The organism is Clostridium sp. YIM B02569 (genome assembly GCF_022320765.1).
In the GTDB taxonomy this organism is placed as follows: Bacteria; Bacillota; Clostridia; order Clostridiales; family Clostridiaceae; genus Clostridium; species Clostridium beijerinckii.
This window is the reverse complement of record NZ_JAKJJX010000002.1, coordinates 208,146-230,333: the sequence shown is the minus strand read 5'-3', so window position 1 is coordinate 230,333 and position 22,188 is coordinate 208,146. Positions and strand designations below refer to the sequence as shown.

Sequence of the window (22,188 nt, the reverse complement as noted above, 5' to 3'; positions counted from 1 at the left end):
AAATTATTTATTACCACTTTTTTGATTATTATTAGCATTCATATATAAATTTTCCAAGTTTCTTGATATTGCTCTAGCGCTAAAACCTGATTTCATAATATCTTCAGAAGTATCCTTTCTGCTATATCCATCTTTATATTTGAGAATTATCTTTGCCCATTCCTCTGGTGGACTATCTAAAGAAACAGATTTCCAATAATGAGTTATCTTTATTTCATTACTTATAGCATCAGAGGCTACAGCCATCAAAGCTGCGGCCTGAACTTCTATTCCAACCACTGGAAGCCCCTCATAATGAGATGGAAAAACAAATATATCCGACGCTTGTAGAATGTTATGAATTTCATTACAAAGTCCATAAAATATTACTTTATCCTCTAAATTCAGTGATTTAACCTTATCCTCAATCTTTTCTTTTAATTCTCCCTCTCCAATTAGCAATAGCACTGAATTACTGTATTGCTTATTCACAGAATTAAAAATATCTATTAAGAAATCATGGTTTTTTTGATAGCTAAAGCGCCCTACATGAGTTAATACAAATTTGTCTTCCAAATTTAATTTTCTTCTATATTCTTTTCTTATCCCTTCATTATAAATAAACTTTTTTTCATCAATACCATTATTTATAACCTTAGCCTTTTCATCTCTTACATCTTCCTTGGAAAACATCCATTGCGCCGCATTAGTTGAGCATGCAAATTCATAATCAACTACATATTTCCAAAGGCTTCTTATGACATTCTGTATTCCTAAATGTAAATGATAAAACCTCTTATCTCTACTTATTCTATCATTATGTGAATGCATAATAATTGTAGGTGTTTTACATATTTTAAAAACAACTGCTTCAAAAAAGCTCTTTGCACGATCCCCATGTATATGTACTACTGAGTATTTTTTGTCTTTTTGTAATCTATATAAATCTACAAAAGATTTTAGCCTTTTAATCCCAGTATTTTTTTCTAGACATATTATTTGTCCACCCATTTTCTCAACACTTTCATCATAAAATTCAGTTTCTTCTTTATTCTTATATACTACATAATCAAACTTAACTTTATCTAAATGCATATTTCTATTTATATTTAATATAAAGGCTTGAATTCCTCCAGCTCCTAATGAATCCACAACTTGGAGAACTCTTAACGTTTTATTTTCCATAACAACCTTCCTTCATCTGATATCAGGCACTATAATTATCATTCACATATATGAAGCTCTGCTTTCTAAGATTCATGAGTAAATTCTTTTCATGAAATCACTCTTCACTTATAAATAGCTAATTAATTTTTATCTTATTCTATACTAGCAGTAGCACATTCTTGTGAATCACTTTCTATAATGTTGTTTCCTAGATACGTAGCAATCACAGCAAAAGTAAAGCAGCCTGTTACATCCGTAAATATAGTTTCTGCAGTAGATGCTATTAAGATATATAATAGTAGCAAAAATGCCGCTGATTGAATTTCTCTATTATACTGATATCTTTTCTGTATTGATTTAAATATATTCAATATAATCCATAAAAATATAATTAAACCCAAAAAGCCAAATTGACCATATACATAAGGCCAAAAAGTATCACCAATATACGAATGGGCGGTTTCCTCTAATCCACTAACTAAATTTATTCCATATTCATAATATATAGGCGAATAATAATCTCCAGATATTTCTGATGCAAAGGTTCCAAAACCACTTCCAAAAGGTATATATTTGCAAGCTAGTTTATAACCTACTATAAATAGCGCTGGCCGAGCAGCTGTAAGATAATATGATGCATATTCTATTATTTTGTTATATGTCGAGAATATTCCTATGACAGCAAGTATCAATATATATCTTATTTTTATAGACTTAGCATATTTCATCACTAATTTCATAAAGAAATATCCTAATATAAATACAAATGCTTTATTTCTTAACGAAAAAAACAATATAGCTATTGATTCAAAAATAATAAAATTATCAAACTTTTTTCTATTATCACTTAATATTACACATAAAAATATTACAATTGCTGAAACCAAATATGTTGGATGCTGATATAGAAATTTATAACTTCTTATTCCATATCTTATATCTGATGCCATTCCTATATCATGAATTATGTTTAAAATCAAAAAAGTAAATATTACATTTACATAAATTCTTGATCTTTTTGCTACCTTTTCTAACAATAAATCTTTATCTATATTATTTGATACAATTAGCGTAAATGTGTAACAAACTACAAATTTACTTATAGCTAGAATATCTTTATATATAGCAATCTTCTCTGGTTGAATTTTATGCATGACGTTTCCTGCTACTCCTACAAGTAGCAAACAAAAAAATAAAATTATAGATTTGACTTCACTAGAATACATGCTTATTTTATTTTTTCCATTAAATATATAAAAAACTGATAGAATTATCAGCATAAATGTAAATAGCTCATCAATATACCCCAATTGTGGAATATACGTAATTAGACAATTTTGAAAGATAAAAATATCAAATAATACATTCAGAACGAAAAGCATCTGTTACTCCCTTCTTAGACATAATCAAAAAAATAACAAATCCATCTGCTAGGCCTATTTTCCATTATGCTATGTTAACAGATTACCCTAATAGCCCGCTATGAGACCAATCTGCTTCCTTGCCTAATGAAAAATAATCATAGCATTTTGGACTTGTTATTTTTTTATATGACTGAATTTAAAGTTCTATATATAGATTACCCAAAAGTTGAAATTATATATTCATCTTTGGATAAATATAAAGAAAATAACAGATTAAAGAGATGATATATATCATCTAATAGAGAAGAATTTGACTGTCATTACAGTTCTTTAATAAGTTTAGCGGGAACTCCACCGTAAACCCCTTTATTAACAATGTTTTTAGTTACAACTGAATTTGCAGCAACAACAACTTTGTCGCATATATTTACTCCACGTGTAATAGTAGAATTACACCCAATCCAAATATTATTACCTATATTTATTTCTTTAGTATTATAGCCTTGAGATATTATTGGCTTATCGCTAATATCATAGCGATGATCATGATCAAAAATCCCTATATTGGGTCCAAATAGACAATCTGATCCAATACTTATTTTTTCTAAAGATACTACTTTATTATTAGTATTAAAAAATGTATTCTCTCCAACATAAATACTTCCATTTATACATTCGAAGCTGCAATAATCTTCGATATAAACATTATTGCCAAGAGATAATACATTTCCTTTACTTATTCTTATTTTTACACCTTTACCTATATAAAGTGATTTTAAATTCTTAATTTCAAACTCAATTCTATTACTATATCTTATTTTTAATACAATAATTCTCATTAATGATCTTAAATACTTAATGCCTTTTCCAATCATCATTTATCTCACCTAACTTAAATTATAATCAAAAAAATAACAAATCCATCTACCAATCCTGTTTTCCATTATAGAGGGAACTCGACTTGTTACGCTCCATGAGTAAGCGATTCACACCAAATCATAGATTTGGGTTCTCTTCTTACCAACAGATTTTACTAATAGACTCGCTATGAGTTCAATCTGCTTCCTCACATAATGAAAAATAATCATGACATTTTGGACTCATTATTTTCTTTCATGGCTTAAAATTTCTTTATATTCTTTAAGATGTAATTTAAAATATATCTCTTTATTGAATTTAGTATTGAAAATTTCAAAGCAATTACCCTTCATATAAGAATATCTTTTTTCATCTTTATATAATTCAAGTATTTTTTCTTTAAAGCCCTCAATATCTTTAGCCTCTACTAAATATCCATTATATCCGTTTTCTATTTCTTCATTTGTTCCATCTATATTGGTAGCTACAACTGGAACCCCTTGCGAGAATGCTTCTATTGGAGTTAGAGGCAAACCTTCTATATAGGAACATAGTAATAATACATCTATATATTTTAGATATTCTATAATGTTATCCTTAGCTCCCAGCGGATAAATATAATCTTCTAGTTGCTCTTTCCTTATAAGTTCTTTAATATTACTTAGCTCTGGTCCATCACCTATTAATACAAACTTTATTTTTTCATTTTCTAATGCAGTACTTTTTGCGATAGAAATAAAATCATAGATTCCTTTGTAATCTACTATTCTACTTACTTGAGCTGCTATAAAGTATCCTTTTTTCTTTAGCTCTAAAAGCTTATCATCAACTTCTTTACTATCATGCTCAGTTTCTACAGTATTATATATAGTTTTTATATTCTTTTCTTCTAAACCAGCCTTTTCAATTAAAATTCTTTTAGCTGCTTCACTTACAGTTATTGTTTTAATGCCTTTTAAAGATACATTCGTTAACTTAAACTTATCTTCTATACATAAATGTTGAGTATGTATCACTTTAACTTTAGTAATTTTCGATATTAATTTAGCTAATAATGTTGTCATTCTATGATGACTATGAATTATATCTATATTTTCCTTTTTAACTATCTCATATATAGTCATTAAGTTATTTAATATAACATCAGGATTCTTGGAATCTGTATTTAAAATATTATAGTGTTTAACTTCCATTTTTTCTAAATCCTTAGTTAATTCACCACCCATACTTGCAACTATAACTTTGTTACTGCTATTGAATAACTTACATAGTTGAATAATACATTTCTCAACTCCTCCAAGACCCATACCTCTGTTAAGATATAATATATTCATCAATAATCTCCTTTATTTATGAATGCTGTTCTACATTATCTGGCCGATTACATTATCAAACTTTCTAATGAAGTCATTTTTATTAGAACTATATGTATTACATTTTGCCGATAATTCTTTATAATTACTTATTACGCTACATAAATCTTCTATATCATATACTCCAATGATCTTTGAATTTTTATCTAATCTTTTGGTAAAAAGTATTTGATGATCATCAACATGTTCATCAAACTCTGGATCTCTTGGCACTACAATTGGAACCTTATTATATTGGAGAGGATGAAATATACTTCCTGGTCCTCCGTGAGTTATGATTATATCACTTTTTCTCACATATTCATCCATTTCATCATAGCCAATCATTTTCTTGTATTCATAATTTTTAGGCTCATAATTACAGTACCCAATTTGAGCAAATACTTCTTCTTTAATATCTCCACTTTCAATTAATTTATCCAATTGGATAAATAATCTTTCCATGCCTTGTTCATGTGTTCCTACTGTTACAAATATCAAAATAATCCCTCCAATACTTGTCCTCTTGGGTAAAACTTCTTTTGTTCTTCCCATTGCAATATAAATAAATCGCTTATAGGATAAACTACCTTCCCCGTTATAGTTGGTTTTTCTATCCTATCATACACTTCAATATAAACAACTTTTGCACCGAATAATTTTCCAATATAGAAAAATGGAATTGCAGGTGCTGCACCAGTGCTGACAATAAGATCTGGTTTTTCTTTAAGTAATATTTTTATTGATAAGAACGTATTTTTGATTAAATTTTTTATATTTCTATTTGTAGGAAAATAGCACCAATATTTTTTTTCATCTTTAAGTATTGATTTAGAATCTTCCTTTTCAAAGGTTACCCAAAATCTCTCCTTATCTTTCCACCACTCTTTTAATTGGATTAAATGAGTTAAGTGACCACCACTTGATGTTATAAAACATACCTTCATAATATTCTCCTCCTTAACCATTTAAAAATTTACCATGCCATGGTTAACATTCTTTAATCTATGAGTTCAGATGGAGTTACCATGTCCATCTGAAAAGTTTCATTTAATTACCATTGCTGTTTTTACTTTACTTAAAGCTTTTTCTTCTAAATTCAATACAGATTTTCTTCCAATTGAATAATAATCTATTTGTCTTTCTTTAGCCTCTTTAACTTTATAACAATTTCTACCGTCAAATATAATTGGAGTATACATAAGCTTTTCATATACACCTAGATCTAAAGATTTAATTTCATTCCACTCCGTAAATATGAATGTCATATCTGCATCCTTTAAAGCTTCTTCTGGAGTACTTACATATGTTATTCCACTTGGATATACTTTTTTGAAATTCTCAACTCCAACTGGATCATATGCAATTATTTCAGCACCTTCATCTAATAATCTTCTTACATTTGGTATAGATGGAGCTTCTCTTAAATCATCTGTTCCAGGCTTAAATGTTAATCCAAGCACAGCCACTTTTAATCCTCTTAAACTTCCAAATTTATTCTTAGCTTGTCTAAATAATTTATATTTTTGATTTTCATTTACTTCTATTGTTGCTTTTATTGTTTTTAATTCATATCCATTATCATTTGCAAGCCAATGAAGTGCTTTTGTATCCTTAGGGAAGCATGATCCGCCATATCCGATTCCAGCATTTAAGAATTTATCACCTATTCTTGGATCAAAACTCATTCCTTTAGCTACATCTTCAACATCTGCTCCAACCATTTCGCAGAAGTTTGCTATTTCATTCATAAATGATATCTTAAGTGCTAAAAAGTCGTTTGATGCATATTTAACCATTTCTGCACTTCTTCTATTCGTAACAACAATTGGTTGATTATAGCCTTCATAAACCTCTTTTAAAAGTTCTTCCGCTTTTTTAGATTCAACTCCTATTACAATTCTCTTTGCATATAAAGTATCTACAACTGCGGTTCCTTGCGCTAAAAACTCTGGGTTTGAAGCTACTTCTATTTGAATATTATTTTTAACATTTTCCTTTAAAAACTCTTCAATTCTATCATTAGTTCCTATTGGTACTGTTGATTTAACCACTACTAAACAATCTCTTTCAGCATTTTCAGCAATTTGTCTGCATACATTAAACACATAATCTAAGTTTGCTGAACCATCGTCTCTTTCCGGAGTTCCAACCCCTATGAATATCAAATCAGCGTCTTTATAAGCATTTTTATAATCTATTGTAAAATCTAATCTACCTTCATCGTGATTTCTTTTTAAAAGTTCATCTAATCCTGGTTCATATATTGGTGAAATTCCTTGTTTCATCATTTCAACTTTATTTTTATCTATATCAACGCAATTTACATTATGTCCAATTTCAGAAAGACATGCTCCGGTAACTAAACCTACGTATCCTGTTCCTGCTACTACTATTTTCATACTTACCTCCATATATTCCGTAATTCTAATTGATTAAATTTATTTGCTCCCATATTACCCATAGCTTTAGAGACAATAGATTTAAACTCATCATTTCCTCTAATGCGCCCTATTAATGTATAATCAAAAAATAACACGTCCATATGCCTAAAGTCACTTAACTTGCATGCTTGTCTCCAAACAGCACAAAAAATGTTTTAAATATTAACTTAATATCAACTAAAGTATTTCTTTCCCTTACATACTTAATATCTAGTTTCATCCAATCTTCAAAATCAATATCATTTCTTCCTGATACTTGCCAGTAACATGTTAAACCAGGTTTTACTTCAAGCCTTGTCATCATCCAATTATCAAATTTTTCTACTTCTTTTGGAAGAGATGGTCTAGGTCCAACTAAACTCATATCACCTTTTAGAACATTAAACAATTGTGGAAGTTCATCAATGCTTGTCTTTCTTATAAATTTACCTATTTTAGTTACTCTAGGGTCATCTTTAATTTTAAACATAGGTCCGCTCATCTCATTTTTATGACATAGCTTACCTTTTAACTCCTCAGCATTAACAACCATTGATCTGAATTTGTACATTTTAAATACATTCCCGTCTTTACCAATCCTCTCCTGAGAGAAAATTATAGATCCCTTAGATTCAAGTCTAATTAAAATTCCAACAATTAAAAATAATGGAGTCAAGATTATTAATCCGATTAATGAACAAAGTATGTCCATAACTCTTTTAAAAAAGTAATATTCAATCCTGCGTTCTATACTTTCTTGAAAAATGAATTCTCCTTTATTAACCTTTACTTGTTGCATTTTATCACCACCTCATAAGAATTAATTTTTAGCTAAATACTTTAGCTTTTTTAATTTATATTTACTTTGATAAATGACAACATTTTTTCATTTGTTGATTTTATTTTATAGACTTTTATAATCATAATATTTTGTATTTCTGCACTTCTTACTAAATATCTTACCTTGTATGTCTACTATAATTCAACGCACAATAAACGCTATATTAAGCAATAAAAAGGTTAGTTGCTAATATAGCGTTCTATGACAAATATTTAATTTATTTTCTTTTTTATGGCAGCTGTGAGCTAAAAGAACGTCCCCCTTGCCTTATCTATTACGTTCTAGGCACTTCAAAATATTATTTACTTTGACTTAGTTTTAAAAAACGAAAATATTGATTTCTTTATCTTAACTTTTTTTCCAACGAAATTTATAACTTCATTATTGATCAGCTTTTTAGAGCTCTCTTCAAAGATATTTTTATTTATTATTTCATTATTATTATCATCTAATGTATTTATAGCTTTTCTGATGCCAGTGGTTCTGTTATCTATGTCATGAGCATCAGAACCAATAAAATTATATATATTATTCTCTAAAAATATATTTGTAGTTTTTCTAATACTTTCTCCAAATCTACCTGTTATACTTCCTGCATTCATTTGAAATAAGTATCCTTGATCAATAAATCCATTAATAAGTGAAGGTTCTTCTCTAAATGGCTTATATCTTTCTGGATGTGCTATTATAGGTGTGATATTTCTAACCTGAAGTTCATAAAGGGTATCAAATATATTATCATCAAACTTGTGCATTGAAAATTCAACTAACATATACCTCGAATCATTTATTGTCCCTATTTTACCCTCCAAATAGTTATTAATTATATTTTCATTAAAATAAACTTCCTGTCCACTATATACTTTTATATTTATACCTTCCTTATTTATAATTGAGTTAACTTCTTGTACCAGCGATTTAACTTCATCAATAGTAGCTTCCCCGTACTCTAATAAATAATGAGGTGTCGCAACTATTTTTCTTGTTCCATCTTTTTCTGCATTTCTTAGCATCTCTAAAGTCATTTCCATATCCTTAGATCCATCATCAATTCCCGGCAGTATATGAGAATGAATATCTATCATAACCTCACCTCTTTTAGTGTATAATTTATTTTGCGGATACTAAACTTTGAACTTAGGATTATGTGGTAATCAGCCGAAATTACATATATTTTTATTCCTTATATTATAAACTAACATTTGTTCACTATAAATTATCCTTATCTTCATCATTTCCATAATAATAAGAATATTTTCCTCTTGTATTCTCCACCGCATGTAATACTGTTCCTATTATATTAGCTCCCACTTTATCCAAAAGATTTTTTGCATCCATTACTATATCTCTTTTCGTTTCTCCCGCCCTTATAACTAAAATAGTCCCATCTACCTTTGTTGATAGTATTTGTGCATCTGTAACTGCTTTAAGCGGTGCTGTGTCTAAAACCACTATATTGAATTCTACTTTTAATCTTTCTATTAAATTGCTCATAGCAGAAGATGATAACATTTCTGATGGATTTGGTGGAATCTTCCCTGATGTTAAAAAATAGAAATTATCATTCCTTTTTTGTACTGCTTCTTCAATTGCAGCCTTTCCAAGAAGAACTTCAGAAAGTCCAATCAAATTTGAGACTTTAAAATTTTTATGAACTGAGGGTTTTCGTAAATCGCAATCTACTAGTATCACTTTCTTTTCATTTTGAGCAAAAGATGCAGCAATATTTCCTGCAACTGTTGATTTTCCCTCTGCCATTTCTGCACTAGTAACAGCTATTGTTCTTATCTCCTTATCAAAGGAAGAATATTGTATATTAGTTCTCAATGTTCTATAAGCTTCTGCAACTATAGATTTAGGTTTATCTTCTACTATGAAGCCGGCATGAATTCTATTATCAACTACTGTTTTCTCTAATTTATAACTTTTCATTCTATCTGCTTTATAACTCCTCGCTTCTTCTAATTTATATCTTTTCATTATTTCTAGTGTATAGCCTTTTATTTTCTCTAGTAACGACATGATTTCACACCTTCCTAACATCAAAATAAATTTTCTACATTAATAATCACAAAGTACAACTTGCATTTGTTTACAAATAATTTATTAACATAACCTTCATTTTTTAAGAGTAGATGATTTATTTTAATTATCTAGCACATTAATTGATAAAAAATAGGATTTCTATCTCCGCTTTTCATGTTAATTCACATCACTTACCTTCTTTAAATAAGTCAGGAATAACTCCTAGAACTGGTAATCCTAAAATCTCCTCTATTTCTTCCCTAGTTTTAAAAGTATTATTAAAGAACTCTAATAAGAAACTTGCTCCAGCACTGCCTATCAGACCAAGCAAAAGGCCGACTCCTATATACATTTTTTTATTTGGACTGACTGGTTTTTGAGGTACCTTAACACTTTCTACAACCTTTACGTTACCATTTGGTATAAACTCTCTAGATGATCTTATAAACTCATTTGTAACTGAATTCACTACATCCCCAGCTAATGCTTGGTTTGCACTCACGTAACTAATTTCTAATATTTGTGTATCTGTTCTTGGCGTAACTGATAAATTATCAAGAACATTTTCTGAGTTTAAGTTTATATCACTTGAGTCTATGGCCCTTTGTACTAAATCATTGGTCTTTATTATTTCTGCATAAGTCTTTATTAGTTTTTGATACATTTGCACATCATTAGTGCTATAGTTTTGATCCTGACCAGTTGTATTTTCCTTTCCTATAAAAACTTTAGTATTTGCTTCATATTTAGGTGGAATTATAAAATAGCTTATAATTAAAGCTAACAATGTCGTTACTAATGTTACTAAGAGTATCATTTTCCATCTTTTTATTATTGGATTTGCTATTTCATCAATTCTTATAATATCGTTATTCATCATTTAAACTTCTCCATATACAATAAATTTTTCAATAGTCCTAAATACAATAATTATATTTTTAGTAATTTCCTTCTCTTTCATTCATATTTTTAAAATAAAAAAATCCTAATGGAAAATTTCCACTAGAATTAACCTTTTATACATTTGCATTATTGATTTCCGTTATTCTTAATCCACTGAGACCACGATGTTTCATAGCCATCTTGGTTATCTTTGCAATATTTATAAAACATATTTAAAAACTCTACTCTTGATTTATCTTCATCTTTATTTGTTTCCTTTAGTAAATCTAATCCACCAATCAATTTTTGACGGTTCATTATATCTTCAAAACTCACATTTTTTGCATTGTGCATCATATCATACATAGACATAAATGTTGTAGTCCTGCCTGCTCCTCCTCTACAATGGAAATGTATCCATGTATCCTTTGGCAGATTCTTAATTGATTCAATAAATAAATCTACCTGATCATCTAAAGGCTTCTCATGATCTGTAACTGTAATTCTTAAGTAACTCATACCCAAGCCTTTAGCTAATTCTTCCTCTGTTTCTACACTTTTAGGATTATCAATTGATTTTACTGTGTTTACAGACTTTCCCTTTGGCAGTTCATCAAACTCAACATGCTTGTCCTTAGATATTTTATCTAAATTGCTCTTTTCATCTAATATAATTTGTTCTCTGCCAATTCCCTTATTAGCTTGATTATTCTTTCCAAACCAACTTATTCCCATACCATTGATAAATCCATGATTTTCTTGGCGCAAATCAATATCTATGATAGATTTATCACCTATTTTTTCTTTTACCATCGCTAAACTTTTCTCCGAAAGCGCTCCACTACCAGAAATATTTAGATCACTCAATCCTGTAAGGTTAATATCTTTTGATTTCTCATCATTAATTTTATCCTTAGTAGTCCTAAAGTTTTTGGGTAATACGTCCATATTATCCGTATCTATTACAAGTTTCACTTTATTAGCTTGTACACTATTTGTCTTTTCAATTGCTATTTTACTACTTTTATAATGTTGATTTATACTATACATAATAGTTGCTCCTCCTATTATAACTAAAGCTACTATTATATATGCAACCTTATTCCTCTTCATTAAATATCACCCTTCCTCTTGATATTTGAATATTTTTCACTCATAAATCTTAGATTCTTTTGTGCTTTGCTAATGATTATAGATATCCAACTATAATCTATACTTATTCATATATCTCGCCGAAATGAGAATTATGCTGTTGTTCCAGTTTCTAAGGAATTTATGATGGATGATTCTAAGATCACAAGTTGCATCCAAGATGCTAGCCTCAAAGACATGCTTTGAACTAGCATACTTGGAACAACTTTTAATCTAAGAATCAAAACCATCAAATTCCTAATGAAACATTTCACAAAAGCATAATTCTTATTTCTAGTTAAGATATATTTCATAATATAAATCTTACTTATAATTGATTTATCTACATAATGGAAAATCACTCACCATTACCCAGTATGAAATAGTTATGTGAAAATTATGTGATTATTCAAATGAACACCAAATACTTTGATTAATAAATACTCAAATATATACAAATATCTCTAAACATTTGCCCTTTGTACTGTACTCTATTTAAAATATAATTCTTGAATAAAATTAGAAGTTAAGCCTACCTGCTAAGTGAAATTATCTACTTTAGGCTGATAAATTCACTTAGTAGGTGGTTTTATGAGCATTAAAGCATAAAATAAAAGCTAGGCTGAAACCAATAGTTTTAACCTAGCTAAGATATTTCCTTCTAAAGTTTTAGGGAGTAATTTTACTCAACAATGCGTTTTTTCTTAAGTGTCACAAGTTTTCTATGCTTTCCATTTTTAGATCTTGGTTTGATATTCAACAAATCTAATACAAACATTAAAAGAGGCACTCCAAGTAATAACCCCCAAACTCCCATAAAATGCTCTGATACTAAAAGTGTAATAAATACGACAAAGACTGGTAATTCAGTCTTATCTGCCATAAACCTAGGGTTCAATACATAACTCTCAAGTGCATGTAAAACTGCGATAATTATAAGAATATATAAAATCATTTTAAAACCGCCAACTGTGTATGCTATTATACTTAAAGGTATTAACGATGCAATTGTTCCTGCAACTGGGACTAAGCTAAATAAGAAAATCATAACTCCAAGGCCTAAAACTTGCGGAAATCCCAATGCAAAAAGAGATATAACAGATAAAATACTATTAACAAATGCAATAATTATTTGAGCCTGAATTACTTTTCCAAATGAATTCAAAAAATTTATTCCAAAATCTTTTGTATACCTATATAATATGGCAATCTTACTATCTTGAAACTCTGAGAAAAATTCTTTGATTTTCTCTCTTTCAACCATAAAAAAGAGGCTTAATATTAAAGACACAAATATATTAAAACTCCAAGTACCTATATTTGAAGCATATTTCAAAAATTGATCAAATTTCAATAAATCATTTATTTCAGAATTCTTAAAAAATGACATGAAATCAACCTTTCCAAAGTATGGTACAATGTACGTAGATAAAACTTCCCCACCAATATCTCTAAAATCAAATCTAGATATTTTCATCCCAATCTCTGTAAGCTGTCTAATAATTATTGGTATATACCTATAACTTGCAAAGATAATAATAGATGTCATGAATATGTATAAAAATAATGTTACTATTATCGGTTTCACCTTTATAAACTTATCTAACCGTTTCGTAATTCCTACTTGTAGACTGTATGCAATATATGTAAAGAAAAATGTAAGTAAAAATAGATTAAGCATTGATCTTAATATATACATAAAAAATACAATAATAAGAAGAACGCAAATTCTTCTGACTATATCTTTTTTAAATAGTTCTCTTAAGAAATTCACATCTTATTCCCCCTTCTAGTAATTATTATATCCTATAAATCATATGCTTAAAACAAGAAATTCCAATAAACCTTTCCATATTAATAAATTTAAATAAAATAATTATGCTCTGGAACCATTTACCTTAACATTTTAATAAAATCTTAATAAATTGCAATTATTTTGTAAGTTGTTTGTAGTATAATATAAGTTATCGGATAATATTAAATAATCTATTCTACTTTACAAAAACCATATCTATAGAGTAGGCATAAAGGAGGATAAGATGAAAAAAAATAATAGAATTGGGGCGATAGTGGCTTCAGCGCTACTTATTACGTCAATATGCAACTCAGTACCAGCATTGGCGGACCCTAATGATAGCAACTTAACACTTGAACAAGCTATACAAAACATACAGGAATACGATAATGAAATTGAATATAACATGGATAAGTTAAATCAACTAAAAGAGCAAATTCTTGAAAAAGAAAATGATATAAAAGATAACCAAGTTAAGCTCGATTTAACCCAAACACAATTTACTGAAAGAGAAAACCAGTTATCTGAACGATTAAAGGGCATTCAATTCAATGGAGGCTTTGAAGCTACACCATTACAATATTTAGACGCCTTATTTTCTTCAGGTGATATTTTAGATGCATTAAAAAGAGTGTCATTGATTTCTCAAATTTGTACAAGCGATAAAGATTTAATTTTAGAAACAAAAAAATCAGAAGACAATCTTTTAAACATTAAAACCACTATAGAAAAAGAAAATCAAGAATTACAAACTGATAAAGATGATGTTGAAAAACAAATTAAGGACTTGGAAGATAAAAAAGATACGCTCTTAAAATATGTACAAGATAATAACGCACTATTAACAGGGGATATAGGAATCACTATTCCTGTAACATTACCTTCTGATATTACAGATCAGGCTAAAGGAGTTATAGAAGAAGCAGAGAAATATTTGAAAGTTCCATATTTGTGGGGAGGGGAATCTCCTGAAGGGTTTGATTGCTCCGGACTTATGCAGTATGTCTTTAATTCTAAAGGGATCGCTATACCAAGAACATCACAAGAACAGCAAAGTTTTGCCAAGCCTATTAGCATGGCAGAAATTAAACCTGGGGATTTAGTCTTCAATAAAGTTTCAGATTCAACTCATGTAGGTATGTACATAGGATATGATATGTATATTCAGGCTCCTCACACTGGCGATGTCGTTAAAATAAGTAAGTTAAGCACCTCAAATATGAAATATTTTGGTAGAGTTTTAAATTAATATTAACTTAAAACTTTAGTAAGCTAAGTACTAAATTAATACTGAGATGTATAAGATTAATTGCAACATATATCGAAAAATAAAATTATATACTATAAGCAAAGCAGCTAGTTTAATTAAAGAAACTAGCTGCTTTATTTTGTAAATTTTCATAAGATAATATATTGTAATATTTTAGTATTTATAGAATATATATAAAATGGTATAATTTAATCGAATACATAATTATTGTGGAGGCGATTTATCATGAACAAAAATGTAAAAAAAATTATTATATTTACCGTTATAAGTACAGCTTTTTATACATGGATGCCATCAACTATGAGCATAGGAGAAAAATGCGCTTATGCATACTCTGGAGATGAAATAACATCTTTAGATCTAACATCAGAAGGTTCTATTTTGTCAATATACAATAGTATAACTCGTAAAGGAGATTATAGAGTAAAAAAAGGCGACAAAATTCCAGTAGTTATATATTCAAAAATTCCTTCTAATAAAACTAGCTTTAACTTGAGCACCATTGAAACTAAGGCCGCTGATATAAGAGTCTTTGTTGGAAATGAAAATATAAAGCTAAGTGATATCTATGGTAAAATAAATATCGCGGAAGGTCAAAGCAAGACTATTTATATAAGACTTTATGATTCTAAAAACGCCTCTGATAGCAATTATTCCCTAGAATATGAACTTGTTGTAGAAAGAGAAATGAATGATGAAGATAGTGTTATTGATGGCGATACCGAAGAAACTATAGATGATAATACAATAACTCTAAAAAACTATGATGATATTTACTTAAATCGACTAGTTTTATTTGATCCTAATAGTAATAAAATCGATTTCTCCTTTGATAAAACAGAACCTGTACAAAATATAAATGTTGATGAAAATATATCTTATATTAATGTTAAAGCTGTTCCAGAGCAACAAAGCTATAAATTATCGATTAATGACAAAGATTTAGATCCTAGTGATGATAAAGATACAAGACTCGTATCTTTAGATGAAGGAAAAAATATTATAAAAATTAGAATTATAAATTCTGATCATAAAACTAGAGAATACTATTTAGTTGTAACAAGAGGTAACAGTTCGCAAGTAGCTTCAAATAATAGTACTACCGCAACTAATCAAACCTCTCAAATTGTACAAGCAGAAGCCTGCTGGCAATATAGAAAAGCTGACGGAACTATGGCTGTGGGATGGACATTAATCGGAAATGACTGGTATTACTTTGATGCAAGCGGTGCAATGAAAACAGGCTGGATAAAAGATTCTTCTGGAAAATGGTATTATCTAAGAGAATCAGGAACTATGGCTAAAAATACCACAATCGATGGATATAAACTAGGTTCTGATGGGACTTATACTAAATAATCCTTTTAAAATAAAAAACTAGCAGCTAATCTTGTGTAGAATGCAAGAACTAGCTGCCTAATTTTTTAAATAACTTGTTTACTCACTTCTGATGGAGTTGATGCATAAATATATTCATCAACGCAATTAACTACCCAATCTTTAATAAGTTCCTCTGGATCATTCCTTAACAATCCATTTCTTATCTTATTATATTGAATTGGCATAAATTGATTTATTAAAGTCAACGGTATCTCCACAGACTTCATATTTTTTATTAAAATATTTTGTGCGTATATTACTTCTTCTGTTGGAAAATAGTATCTTGATCTATCAGAGTAGCTATATTTTCTAGCATATTTAATTTTACTGCCTGCTCCATGATAATGTTTCCTCCAATTGCTTGGGTTTTTGATCATTGCTTTATCAAGTACTTCAATAAAATTTGAAATTTCTACATCTGCATCATATTTAAATAATTCATTTTCCATATAGCTCAAAGCGAAAAGTCCCTCTCTAAGTGCAAATGTTAAAGCTGGTCCAACTTTTAGTATTGCTATCCCGTCTTCAACCATTTTCTTCAAACTATCAGCTGTCTGGTAATCTGTAGAATGTCCTTCAAATACAATGTTATCATATTTACTTAGTGCTTCTGTTAACTCCCTAGCTGCTTCTCTATTGTATTCATGAACTGATTCATCGCCAAATTCAACTCCAGGCTGAACTACAACACCTATAACTTTTTTCCATGCCTCATGTAAGTTTCGATTATAAAAGGCATTTTTAAAAGTTTCCACCGTAGCTTCGAAATCTTCAACCTTTGTAACTTGTATACTTTCTTCTTCTTGTGCTCCTCCTGGAATCGGCACCTCACTTCCAACTACATAAACAGGCTCAATCGCATCAGGAAAACTTTGTAATAATTCCTTATAGGCTTCTTCTGCAACTTCACAAAGTACAGCTCCTCTTTCCGCTATAACAGCCGTGTCTAAAACTTCAGATTTTTTATCATCTGCAACCTTCATACTTGTATCAATGTGAATTTTAGTAAATCCAGCTAGAATATACTCTCTTATTAGCTCTTTGGATTTTTTCATAGCCTCACTAGCATTTTCCTCAATCCAAGTTAATGGTCCAAGATGATCTCCACCAAGTATTATTTTTTCTTTAGGAAAACCTACTTTCTTTGCTATTTCTAAAATAAAATTCACATAATCCTTAGGCTTCATTCCAGTGTAGCCTCCAAATTGATTCACTTGATTTGCAGTAGCTTCAATTAACGCCGGCTCTTTTGCTTTCAGCGCTCTTTCCAAAACCACTTCAATTACATATTCATTTGCTGTACAGGCAGAATAAATCCCCTTCTTTATTCCATTCTTCTGCTTTTTAACTATATCTAACATGGGATTCTTAACAAACATTATAAGACCTCCATTTAACCATCTTAAATTCTTAATTCTATTGATTTTTTATCTGCAATTTTCTATAATAAAATTAAATGAAATATACACATTTTCTATAATAAAATGTGTATATTTCATTTAATTTTATTTTTCTTAGGTTTGGTGTATCTATTCCTAAGATTTTTTTTATTTAAATTTCTATTCATTATATTAGTTAATCATTTAAATCTAAACATATCGACATTTTTCATGTTCTATCTATGCTTTATTCTTAGTATTTATTTGCACTTCCGCATACTTCGATTTTGTGCTTTACCATTTCTTTCATAGCTTCTTTGCCCGGAGTCATATACTTTCTTGGATCATTTGCATCAGGATTCTTTTCAAAATATCTTTTAACTGCATTAGAAAATGTAATCTTTAAATCAGTAGCAATATTCACCTTACATATCCCAAATGAAATAGCTTTCTTTACTAAGTCATCTGCTACATCTGATGCTCCATGCAATACTAATGGCACGCTTACTTTATCTCTGATTTCTTTTAACCTATTAAAATCAAGCATTACCTCACCTTTGTATAATCCATGAGCAGTTCCTATAGCAACTGCAAGTGAATCTACCTTAGTTCTTTTTACGAACTCCGCTGCATCATCTGGATTTGTATAAATAGCATCTTTTTCACTTATAACTAAATCGTCTTCTCTTCCTCCCAATTTCCCAAGTTCAGCTTCAACAGTTGCATCAAACCTATGAGCATATTCTACTACATCTTTTACTATTGAAATATTTTTCTCAAAATCATACTTCGATGCATCAATCATACATGATCTAAAGCCAATATCTATATCTCTCTTTATTGCTTGTACGTCTTCAAAATGGTCTAAATGTATAGCTATTGGAATATCATACTTTTGTGCTGCTACTTCTGCCATTGCCTTAATATAATCTGGACCCGCATATTCTTCTATTGTTGATGGTGTTCCAGCTATAATTACTGGCGATCTCATTTCCATTGCTGTTTCTACTACAACCTGCAATGTTTCAAGATTGTGTATATTAAATGCTGGTACTGCGTATCCTTCTCTTTGGGCTTTCAAAAGCATTTCCCTTGTTGATAATAATTTCATTTTCTACCTCCATTTTTATAGTGTATACATTACCTTTAATGAATTTTCATCTTTACTAAGCATAGCTTCAAATGCACTATATCCTTCTTCTAATTTAAATTTATGCGTTATAATCTTATCTACATTTATTTTCCCCGATTCTAAATACTCTACTGCAGCTTTCCACTCATTTCCTGGAAATGGTGCTGAGTATGACATCCAGGAACCTGTTATATTTAATTCTCCCCTTAAAATATTCTCAAAAGTTTTATGATCTATAGTTATATCCTTATGAGCTGTTCCAACATATACTACGCTTCCTAGCCTAGCTACTAAATTTAATACTTCACTCTGTATGAAATTAACACCTGCAGTCTCAAAAACATAATCAGCTTTTCCATGCTTATAAAAATACTCTTTAACATCTGTTTTTAAAGGATTAATCACTTCATATGCACCTAGTTCTTTTGCAATTGATAATTTAAAATCATCTATATCTATTACATATATCTTTTCTATACCTTTAGCCTTTAAACATTGCATTAGTAAAATTCCAATTGTACCGCAACCATAAACTATCGCTTTTTTTCCTGAAATTATATTTACTCTCTCCACTCCATGTAATGCTACTGTTATTGGTTCTATGCATGCTCCTTGCTCATATGTTACGTTATCAGCTAGCTTTATAATATTTTTACTAGGGACTGCAACATATTCCGCCATAGCACCTTGTTCTCTAGAACCTATAAAAGAATAACTTGTACACATCGCTGGCCTGCCTTTTTGACAATTTTCACATTTTCCACATGGTATAAGAGGTGCTGCCGTAACCCTGTCTCCAACTTTATAGTCCTTTACTTTATCTCCTATTTCTGCAATTTCACCTGAAAATTCGTGGCCTATTACTTGTGGAAAGCTATGAACTGCCCCATCTCTTACACGAGGTATATCTGATCCGCATATTCCACATGCTTTAACGCGGATTAATACATTATCTTTTTCAACTTTTGGAATATCAATATCCTTATATAATATTTTTTTTACATCTTCAATTATTAGTGCTTTCATATGTGCCATCAGCTATCATCATCTCTTTCTTTTTGTTTTTATACCATCCATAGGTAAATATTAAGCAGAATGCATATAATGCAGCAATCACTACAAGTCCCATTACATTAGTTGTGTTAAATATTTGAGTTAATATATAAGTAATTGGTGAACCTCCTTGATCTAAAGATGCCACTTTAGTTACACCATCTTTTAGCTGTCCTGCATTTTGTGCAAGTATTGTGTGTAATCCAATTGTTTGGTTAGATATCCATATAGTTACAAACATTATGACACTTCCTGATATTAATGTTCTGAATAAATTTCCTTTATGAATACCAACTGCCATTGCTACGAAGAAACCTATAGTTGCTAAATCACCAAATGGCAATATTTGATTTCCAGGTACAATCATAGCTATTACTATAGTAAGTGGTATAAATATTAATGATGCGGTAACAACTGTTGGATCACCCAATAATAATGCTGGATCTAAGCCAATATAGAAGTTTCCTCCCTTAAATCTTTTTTCTAGCATCTTCTTAGCTGCTTCTGAAACTGGAAGCAAACCTGTCATGATATGCTTTACAACTTGAGGCATAAGAATCATAACAGCTGCCATCTGCATACCTAAGGTCAAAATTCCCTTAACATCATACCCTGCTAATATTCCTATTATTACTCCTAGAATTCCACCCATTATAGCTGGATCCCCAACAACGCCAAACTTTTTCTCTATCTTATCTGTGTTTATATCAATATCCTTTATTACTGGAATCTTATTTAAAAGACAGTCTATTGGAACTGCTATTGGTCCTAAATATGCAGAAGTTCCATGAGGTATAGCAACGCCTTCAAGTCCAAAATAATCTTCAACAATTGGTGAGAACCAATCTCCAAATTTATAACTTAATGCTGCATGTATAACAATACCTATCATACCAATTAAAAAACTACCTGTTGCTAAGTGTAATAAAGCACCTGTAAATGCATAATGCCATATATTCCATATATCAATATTTACAACTCTAGTTAGTTTAAGTACCAACATAATTATATTGACAACTATGGCTGTTGGAATTGCAATTAATGCTATATTGCTTGCCCAAGTCATTGGTGATGAACCTGGCCACCCTATATCAACTACACTCATGCTAAGTCCAAAATGTTTTGCCATAGCTGAAGCTGCTGGTGCTAAGTTATTTAACATAAGACCGATAACTAAACCTATACCAATAAAACCTATACCTATTGAAATACCAGATTTTAATGCTTTGCCTGGCTTTTGTCCTAAACATAAGGCTACTACAAAGATTACAATTGGAAGCATTACAGATGCTCCTAGGTCTACAAAGTACTGAATAACACTTAATAAATATTCCATAATTATTACTCCTCCTATTTAAAATTTTTTATATTAAGTTATCTTAAATAACTTAAAATCTGTTCTTCGATGGATTCTCTATTTATTCCTGTTAGGAATGCCATACCATTTACATATGGAATTCCGCCAAAATCCTTTTTCATTCTAGCTGTTGTAACTATTAAGTCTACTCCATCACAGCTACTTTCTATTTCTGACATTCTTATTTGTATTATTTCTATTTTTATACCATGTTCTTTGCAAAGGTCCTTTATTGCGTTAGCTGCCACTGTAGAAGTTGCTACAGCTCCACCACATGCTACTATGACTTTTTTCATATTTATTCCTCCTAAATTTAATAATTTTTAGCTATATTTTAAATTTCTTAACATTATTATCTTTATATTTTTATCACTTTGTACATTAGCTAACTCATCCATAACCTCTTCCTTTTGAAACATTAAAAATAAACTTTGAAGCATTTTCAAATGATCATCAGGATCCTTTAGTGCCAGCATAAATACAATATTCACATATACATCATCTCCTGTTTCCATATTTGAAAACCTAACTGGATTCTTTAATTTTAAAATAGCTATTCCATTTTTTAAAACGTTATTAGGATTTGCGTGAGGTATTGCTATTCCCATATTCTTAAGCTCTAATCCTGTTGGAAATATTTCTTCTCGTAAAAGTACATCTTTTATATAATCTTCTTTTATATAATCATTTTTTAGAAGCAAATTTCCCAAATAACTTATGACTTCCTTATATTCTAAATCTTCTTGTGCTATATCTATTAATTCATCTTTTACTAAATCATTTATATCCACATTTTTCAC

22 protein-coding genes are annotated in these 22,188 nt (G+C 29.6%); 2 read left to right on the top strand and 20 right to left on the bottom strand.

What is annotated here, in order from left to right; genetic code table 11:
* Positions 1–3 precede the first annotated feature (3 nt).
* From L3B96_RS02660 to L3B96_RS02595, 14 genes are all read right to left on the bottom strand, one after another.
* Positions 4–1,164, bottom strand: a complete 1,161-nt coding sequence (locus tag L3B96_RS02660) for a glycosyltransferase (protein ID WP_238858745.1) — start codon at positions 1,162–1,164, stop codon at positions 4–6.
* Positions 1,165–1,298: 134 nt separating this feature from the next.
* A complete protein-coding gene (locus L3B96_RS02655) occupies positions 1,299–2,300 on the bottom strand; it encodes a hypothetical protein (RefSeq protein WP_238858744.1) in 1,002 nt (333 codons plus the stop codon).
* 530 nt (positions 2,301–2,830) lie between these two features.
* Positions 2,831–3,388 carry an acyltransferase gene (locus tag L3B96_RS02650; RefSeq protein ID WP_238858743.1) on the bottom strand — a complete coding sequence of 186 codons (558 nt, stop codon included), beginning with the start codon at positions 3,386–3,388 and terminating at the stop codon, positions 2,831–2,833.
* Between the two features lie 225 nt (positions 3,389–3,613).
* Positions 3,614–4,702, bottom strand: a complete 1,089-nt coding sequence (locus L3B96_RS02645) for a glycosyltransferase family 4 protein (RefSeq protein ID WP_238858742.1) — start codon at positions 4,700–4,702, stop codon at positions 3,614–3,616.
* Between the two features lie 30 nt (positions 4,703–4,732).
* Positions 4,733–5,221: a PssE/Cps14G family polysaccharide biosynthesis glycosyltransferase gene (gene pssE, locus L3B96_RS02640; protein ID WP_012060890.1), complete on the bottom strand. Its 489-nt coding sequence runs from the start codon at positions 5,219–5,221 to the stop codon at positions 4,733–4,735.
* Positions 5,218–5,667 (bottom strand): UDP-N-acetylglucosamine--LPS N-acetylglucosamine transferase, encoded by a 450-nt coding sequence (locus L3B96_RS02635; RefSeq protein ID WP_023974317.1) that lies wholly within the window; start codon positions 5,665–5,667, stop codon positions 5,218–5,220. The genes pssE and L3B96_RS02635 overlap by 4 nt, the downstream gene beginning before the upstream one ends.
* Positions 5,668–5,766: 99 nt before the next feature.
* Positions 5,767–7,122, bottom strand: a complete 1,356-nt coding sequence (locus tag L3B96_RS02630; protein WP_238858741.1) for a UDP-glucose/GDP-mannose dehydrogenase family protein — start codon at positions 7,120–7,122, stop codon at positions 5,767–5,769.
* Between the two features lie 157 nt (positions 7,123–7,279).
* Positions 7,280–7,942, bottom strand: a complete 663-nt coding sequence (locus L3B96_RS02625) for a sugar transferase (protein ID WP_238858740.1) — start codon at positions 7,940–7,942, stop codon at positions 7,280–7,282.
* A gap of 344 nt (positions 7,943–8,286) precedes the next feature.
* Positions 8,287–9,069, bottom strand: a complete 783-nt coding sequence (locus L3B96_RS02620; protein WP_238858739.1) for a CpsB/CapC family capsule biosynthesis tyrosine phosphatase — start codon at positions 9,067–9,069, stop codon at positions 8,287–8,289.
* A gap of 124 nt (positions 9,070–9,193) precedes the next feature.
* On the bottom strand, positions 9,194–9,916 hold the full coding sequence (locus tag L3B96_RS02615) for a CpsD/CapB family tyrosine-protein kinase (protein WP_041901248.1): 723 nt from the start codon (positions 9,914–9,916) through the stop codon (positions 9,194–9,196).
* Positions 9,917–10,196: 280 nt separating this feature from the next.
* Positions 10,197–10,889 (bottom strand): Wzz/FepE/Etk N-terminal domain-containing protein, encoded by a 693-nt coding sequence (locus L3B96_RS02610; protein WP_077309679.1) that lies wholly within the window; start codon positions 10,887–10,889, stop codon positions 10,197–10,199.
* A gap of 149 nt (positions 10,890–11,038) precedes the next feature.
* Positions 11,039–12,004 carry a protein tyrosine phosphatase gene (locus tag L3B96_RS02605; protein ID WP_238858738.1) on the bottom strand — a complete coding sequence of 322 codons (966 nt, stop codon included), beginning with the start codon at positions 12,002–12,004 and terminating at the stop codon, positions 11,039–11,041.
* 131 nt (positions 12,005–12,135) lie between these two features.
* Positions 12,136–12,336: a hypothetical protein gene (locus L3B96_RS02600; protein WP_238858737.1), complete on the bottom strand. Its 201-nt coding sequence runs from the start codon at positions 12,334–12,336 to the stop codon at positions 12,136–12,138.
* 368 nt (positions 12,337–12,704) lie between these two features.
* Positions 12,705–13,796, bottom strand: coding sequence for an AI-2E family transporter (locus L3B96_RS02595; protein WP_017212064.1), 1,092 nt, complete (start codon positions 13,794–13,796; stop codon positions 12,705–12,707).
* Positions 13,797–14,061: 265 nt separating this feature from the next.
* Here L3B96_RS02595 and L3B96_RS02590 point away from each other — a divergent pair, with 265 nt between their 5' ends.
* Both L3B96_RS02590 and L3B96_RS02585 read left to right on the top strand, forming a co-directional pair.
* Entirely contained in the window at positions 14,062–15,066 is a 1,005-nt protein-coding gene (locus tag L3B96_RS02590; RefSeq protein ID WP_023974323.1) for a C40 family peptidase, read from the top strand.
* 246 nt (positions 15,067–15,312) lie between these two features.
* Positions 15,313–16,446 carry a cadherin-like beta sandwich domain-containing protein gene (locus tag L3B96_RS02585; protein WP_238858736.1) on the top strand — a complete coding sequence of 378 codons (1,134 nt, stop codon included), beginning with the start codon at positions 15,313–15,315 and terminating at the stop codon, positions 16,444–16,446.
* 65 nt (positions 16,447–16,511) lie between these two features.
* Here L3B96_RS02585 and L3B96_RS02580 read toward each other — a convergent pair whose 3' ends face one another.
* The 6 genes from L3B96_RS02580 to L3B96_RS02555 all read right to left on the bottom strand — a co-directional run bounded on the left by L3B96_RS02580 (position 16,512) and on the right by L3B96_RS02555 (position 22,179).
* On the bottom strand, positions 16,512–17,846 hold the full coding sequence (locus L3B96_RS02580) for a class II D-tagatose-bisphosphate aldolase, non-catalytic subunit (RefSeq protein ID WP_238858735.1): 1,335 nt from the start codon (positions 17,844–17,846) through the stop codon (positions 16,512–16,514).
* Between the two features lie 253 nt (positions 17,847–18,099).
* A complete protein-coding gene (locus L3B96_RS02575; RefSeq protein ID WP_238858734.1) occupies positions 18,100–18,957 on the bottom strand; it encodes a tagatose bisphosphate family class II aldolase in 858 nt (285 codons plus the stop codon).
* A gap of 15 nt (positions 18,958–18,972) precedes the next feature.
* Entirely contained in the window at positions 18,973–20,013 is a 1,041-nt protein-coding gene (locus L3B96_RS02570; protein ID WP_238858733.1) for a galactitol-1-phosphate 5-dehydrogenase, read from the bottom strand.
* Positions 19,985–21,367: a galactitol-specific PTS transporter subunit IIC gene (locus tag L3B96_RS02565; RefSeq protein WP_238858732.1), complete on the bottom strand. Its 1,383-nt coding sequence runs from the start codon at positions 21,365–21,367 to the stop codon at positions 19,985–19,987. The genes L3B96_RS02570 and L3B96_RS02565 overlap by 29 nt, the downstream gene beginning before the upstream one ends.
* Before the next feature lie 38 nt (positions 21,368–21,405).
* Positions 21,406–21,684 carry a PTS galactitol transporter subunit IIB gene (gene gatB, locus L3B96_RS02560; protein WP_041900287.1) on the bottom strand — a complete coding sequence of 93 codons (279 nt, stop codon included), beginning with the start codon at positions 21,682–21,684 and terminating at the stop codon, positions 21,406–21,408.
* Positions 21,685–21,711: 27 nt separating this feature from the next.
* Positions 21,712–22,179 carry a PTS sugar transporter subunit IIA gene (locus L3B96_RS02555; RefSeq protein WP_238858731.1) on the bottom strand — a complete coding sequence of 156 codons (468 nt, stop codon included), beginning with the start codon at positions 22,177–22,179 and terminating at the stop codon, positions 21,712–21,714.
* Between the last annotated feature and the right edge of the window lie 9 nt (positions 22,180–22,188).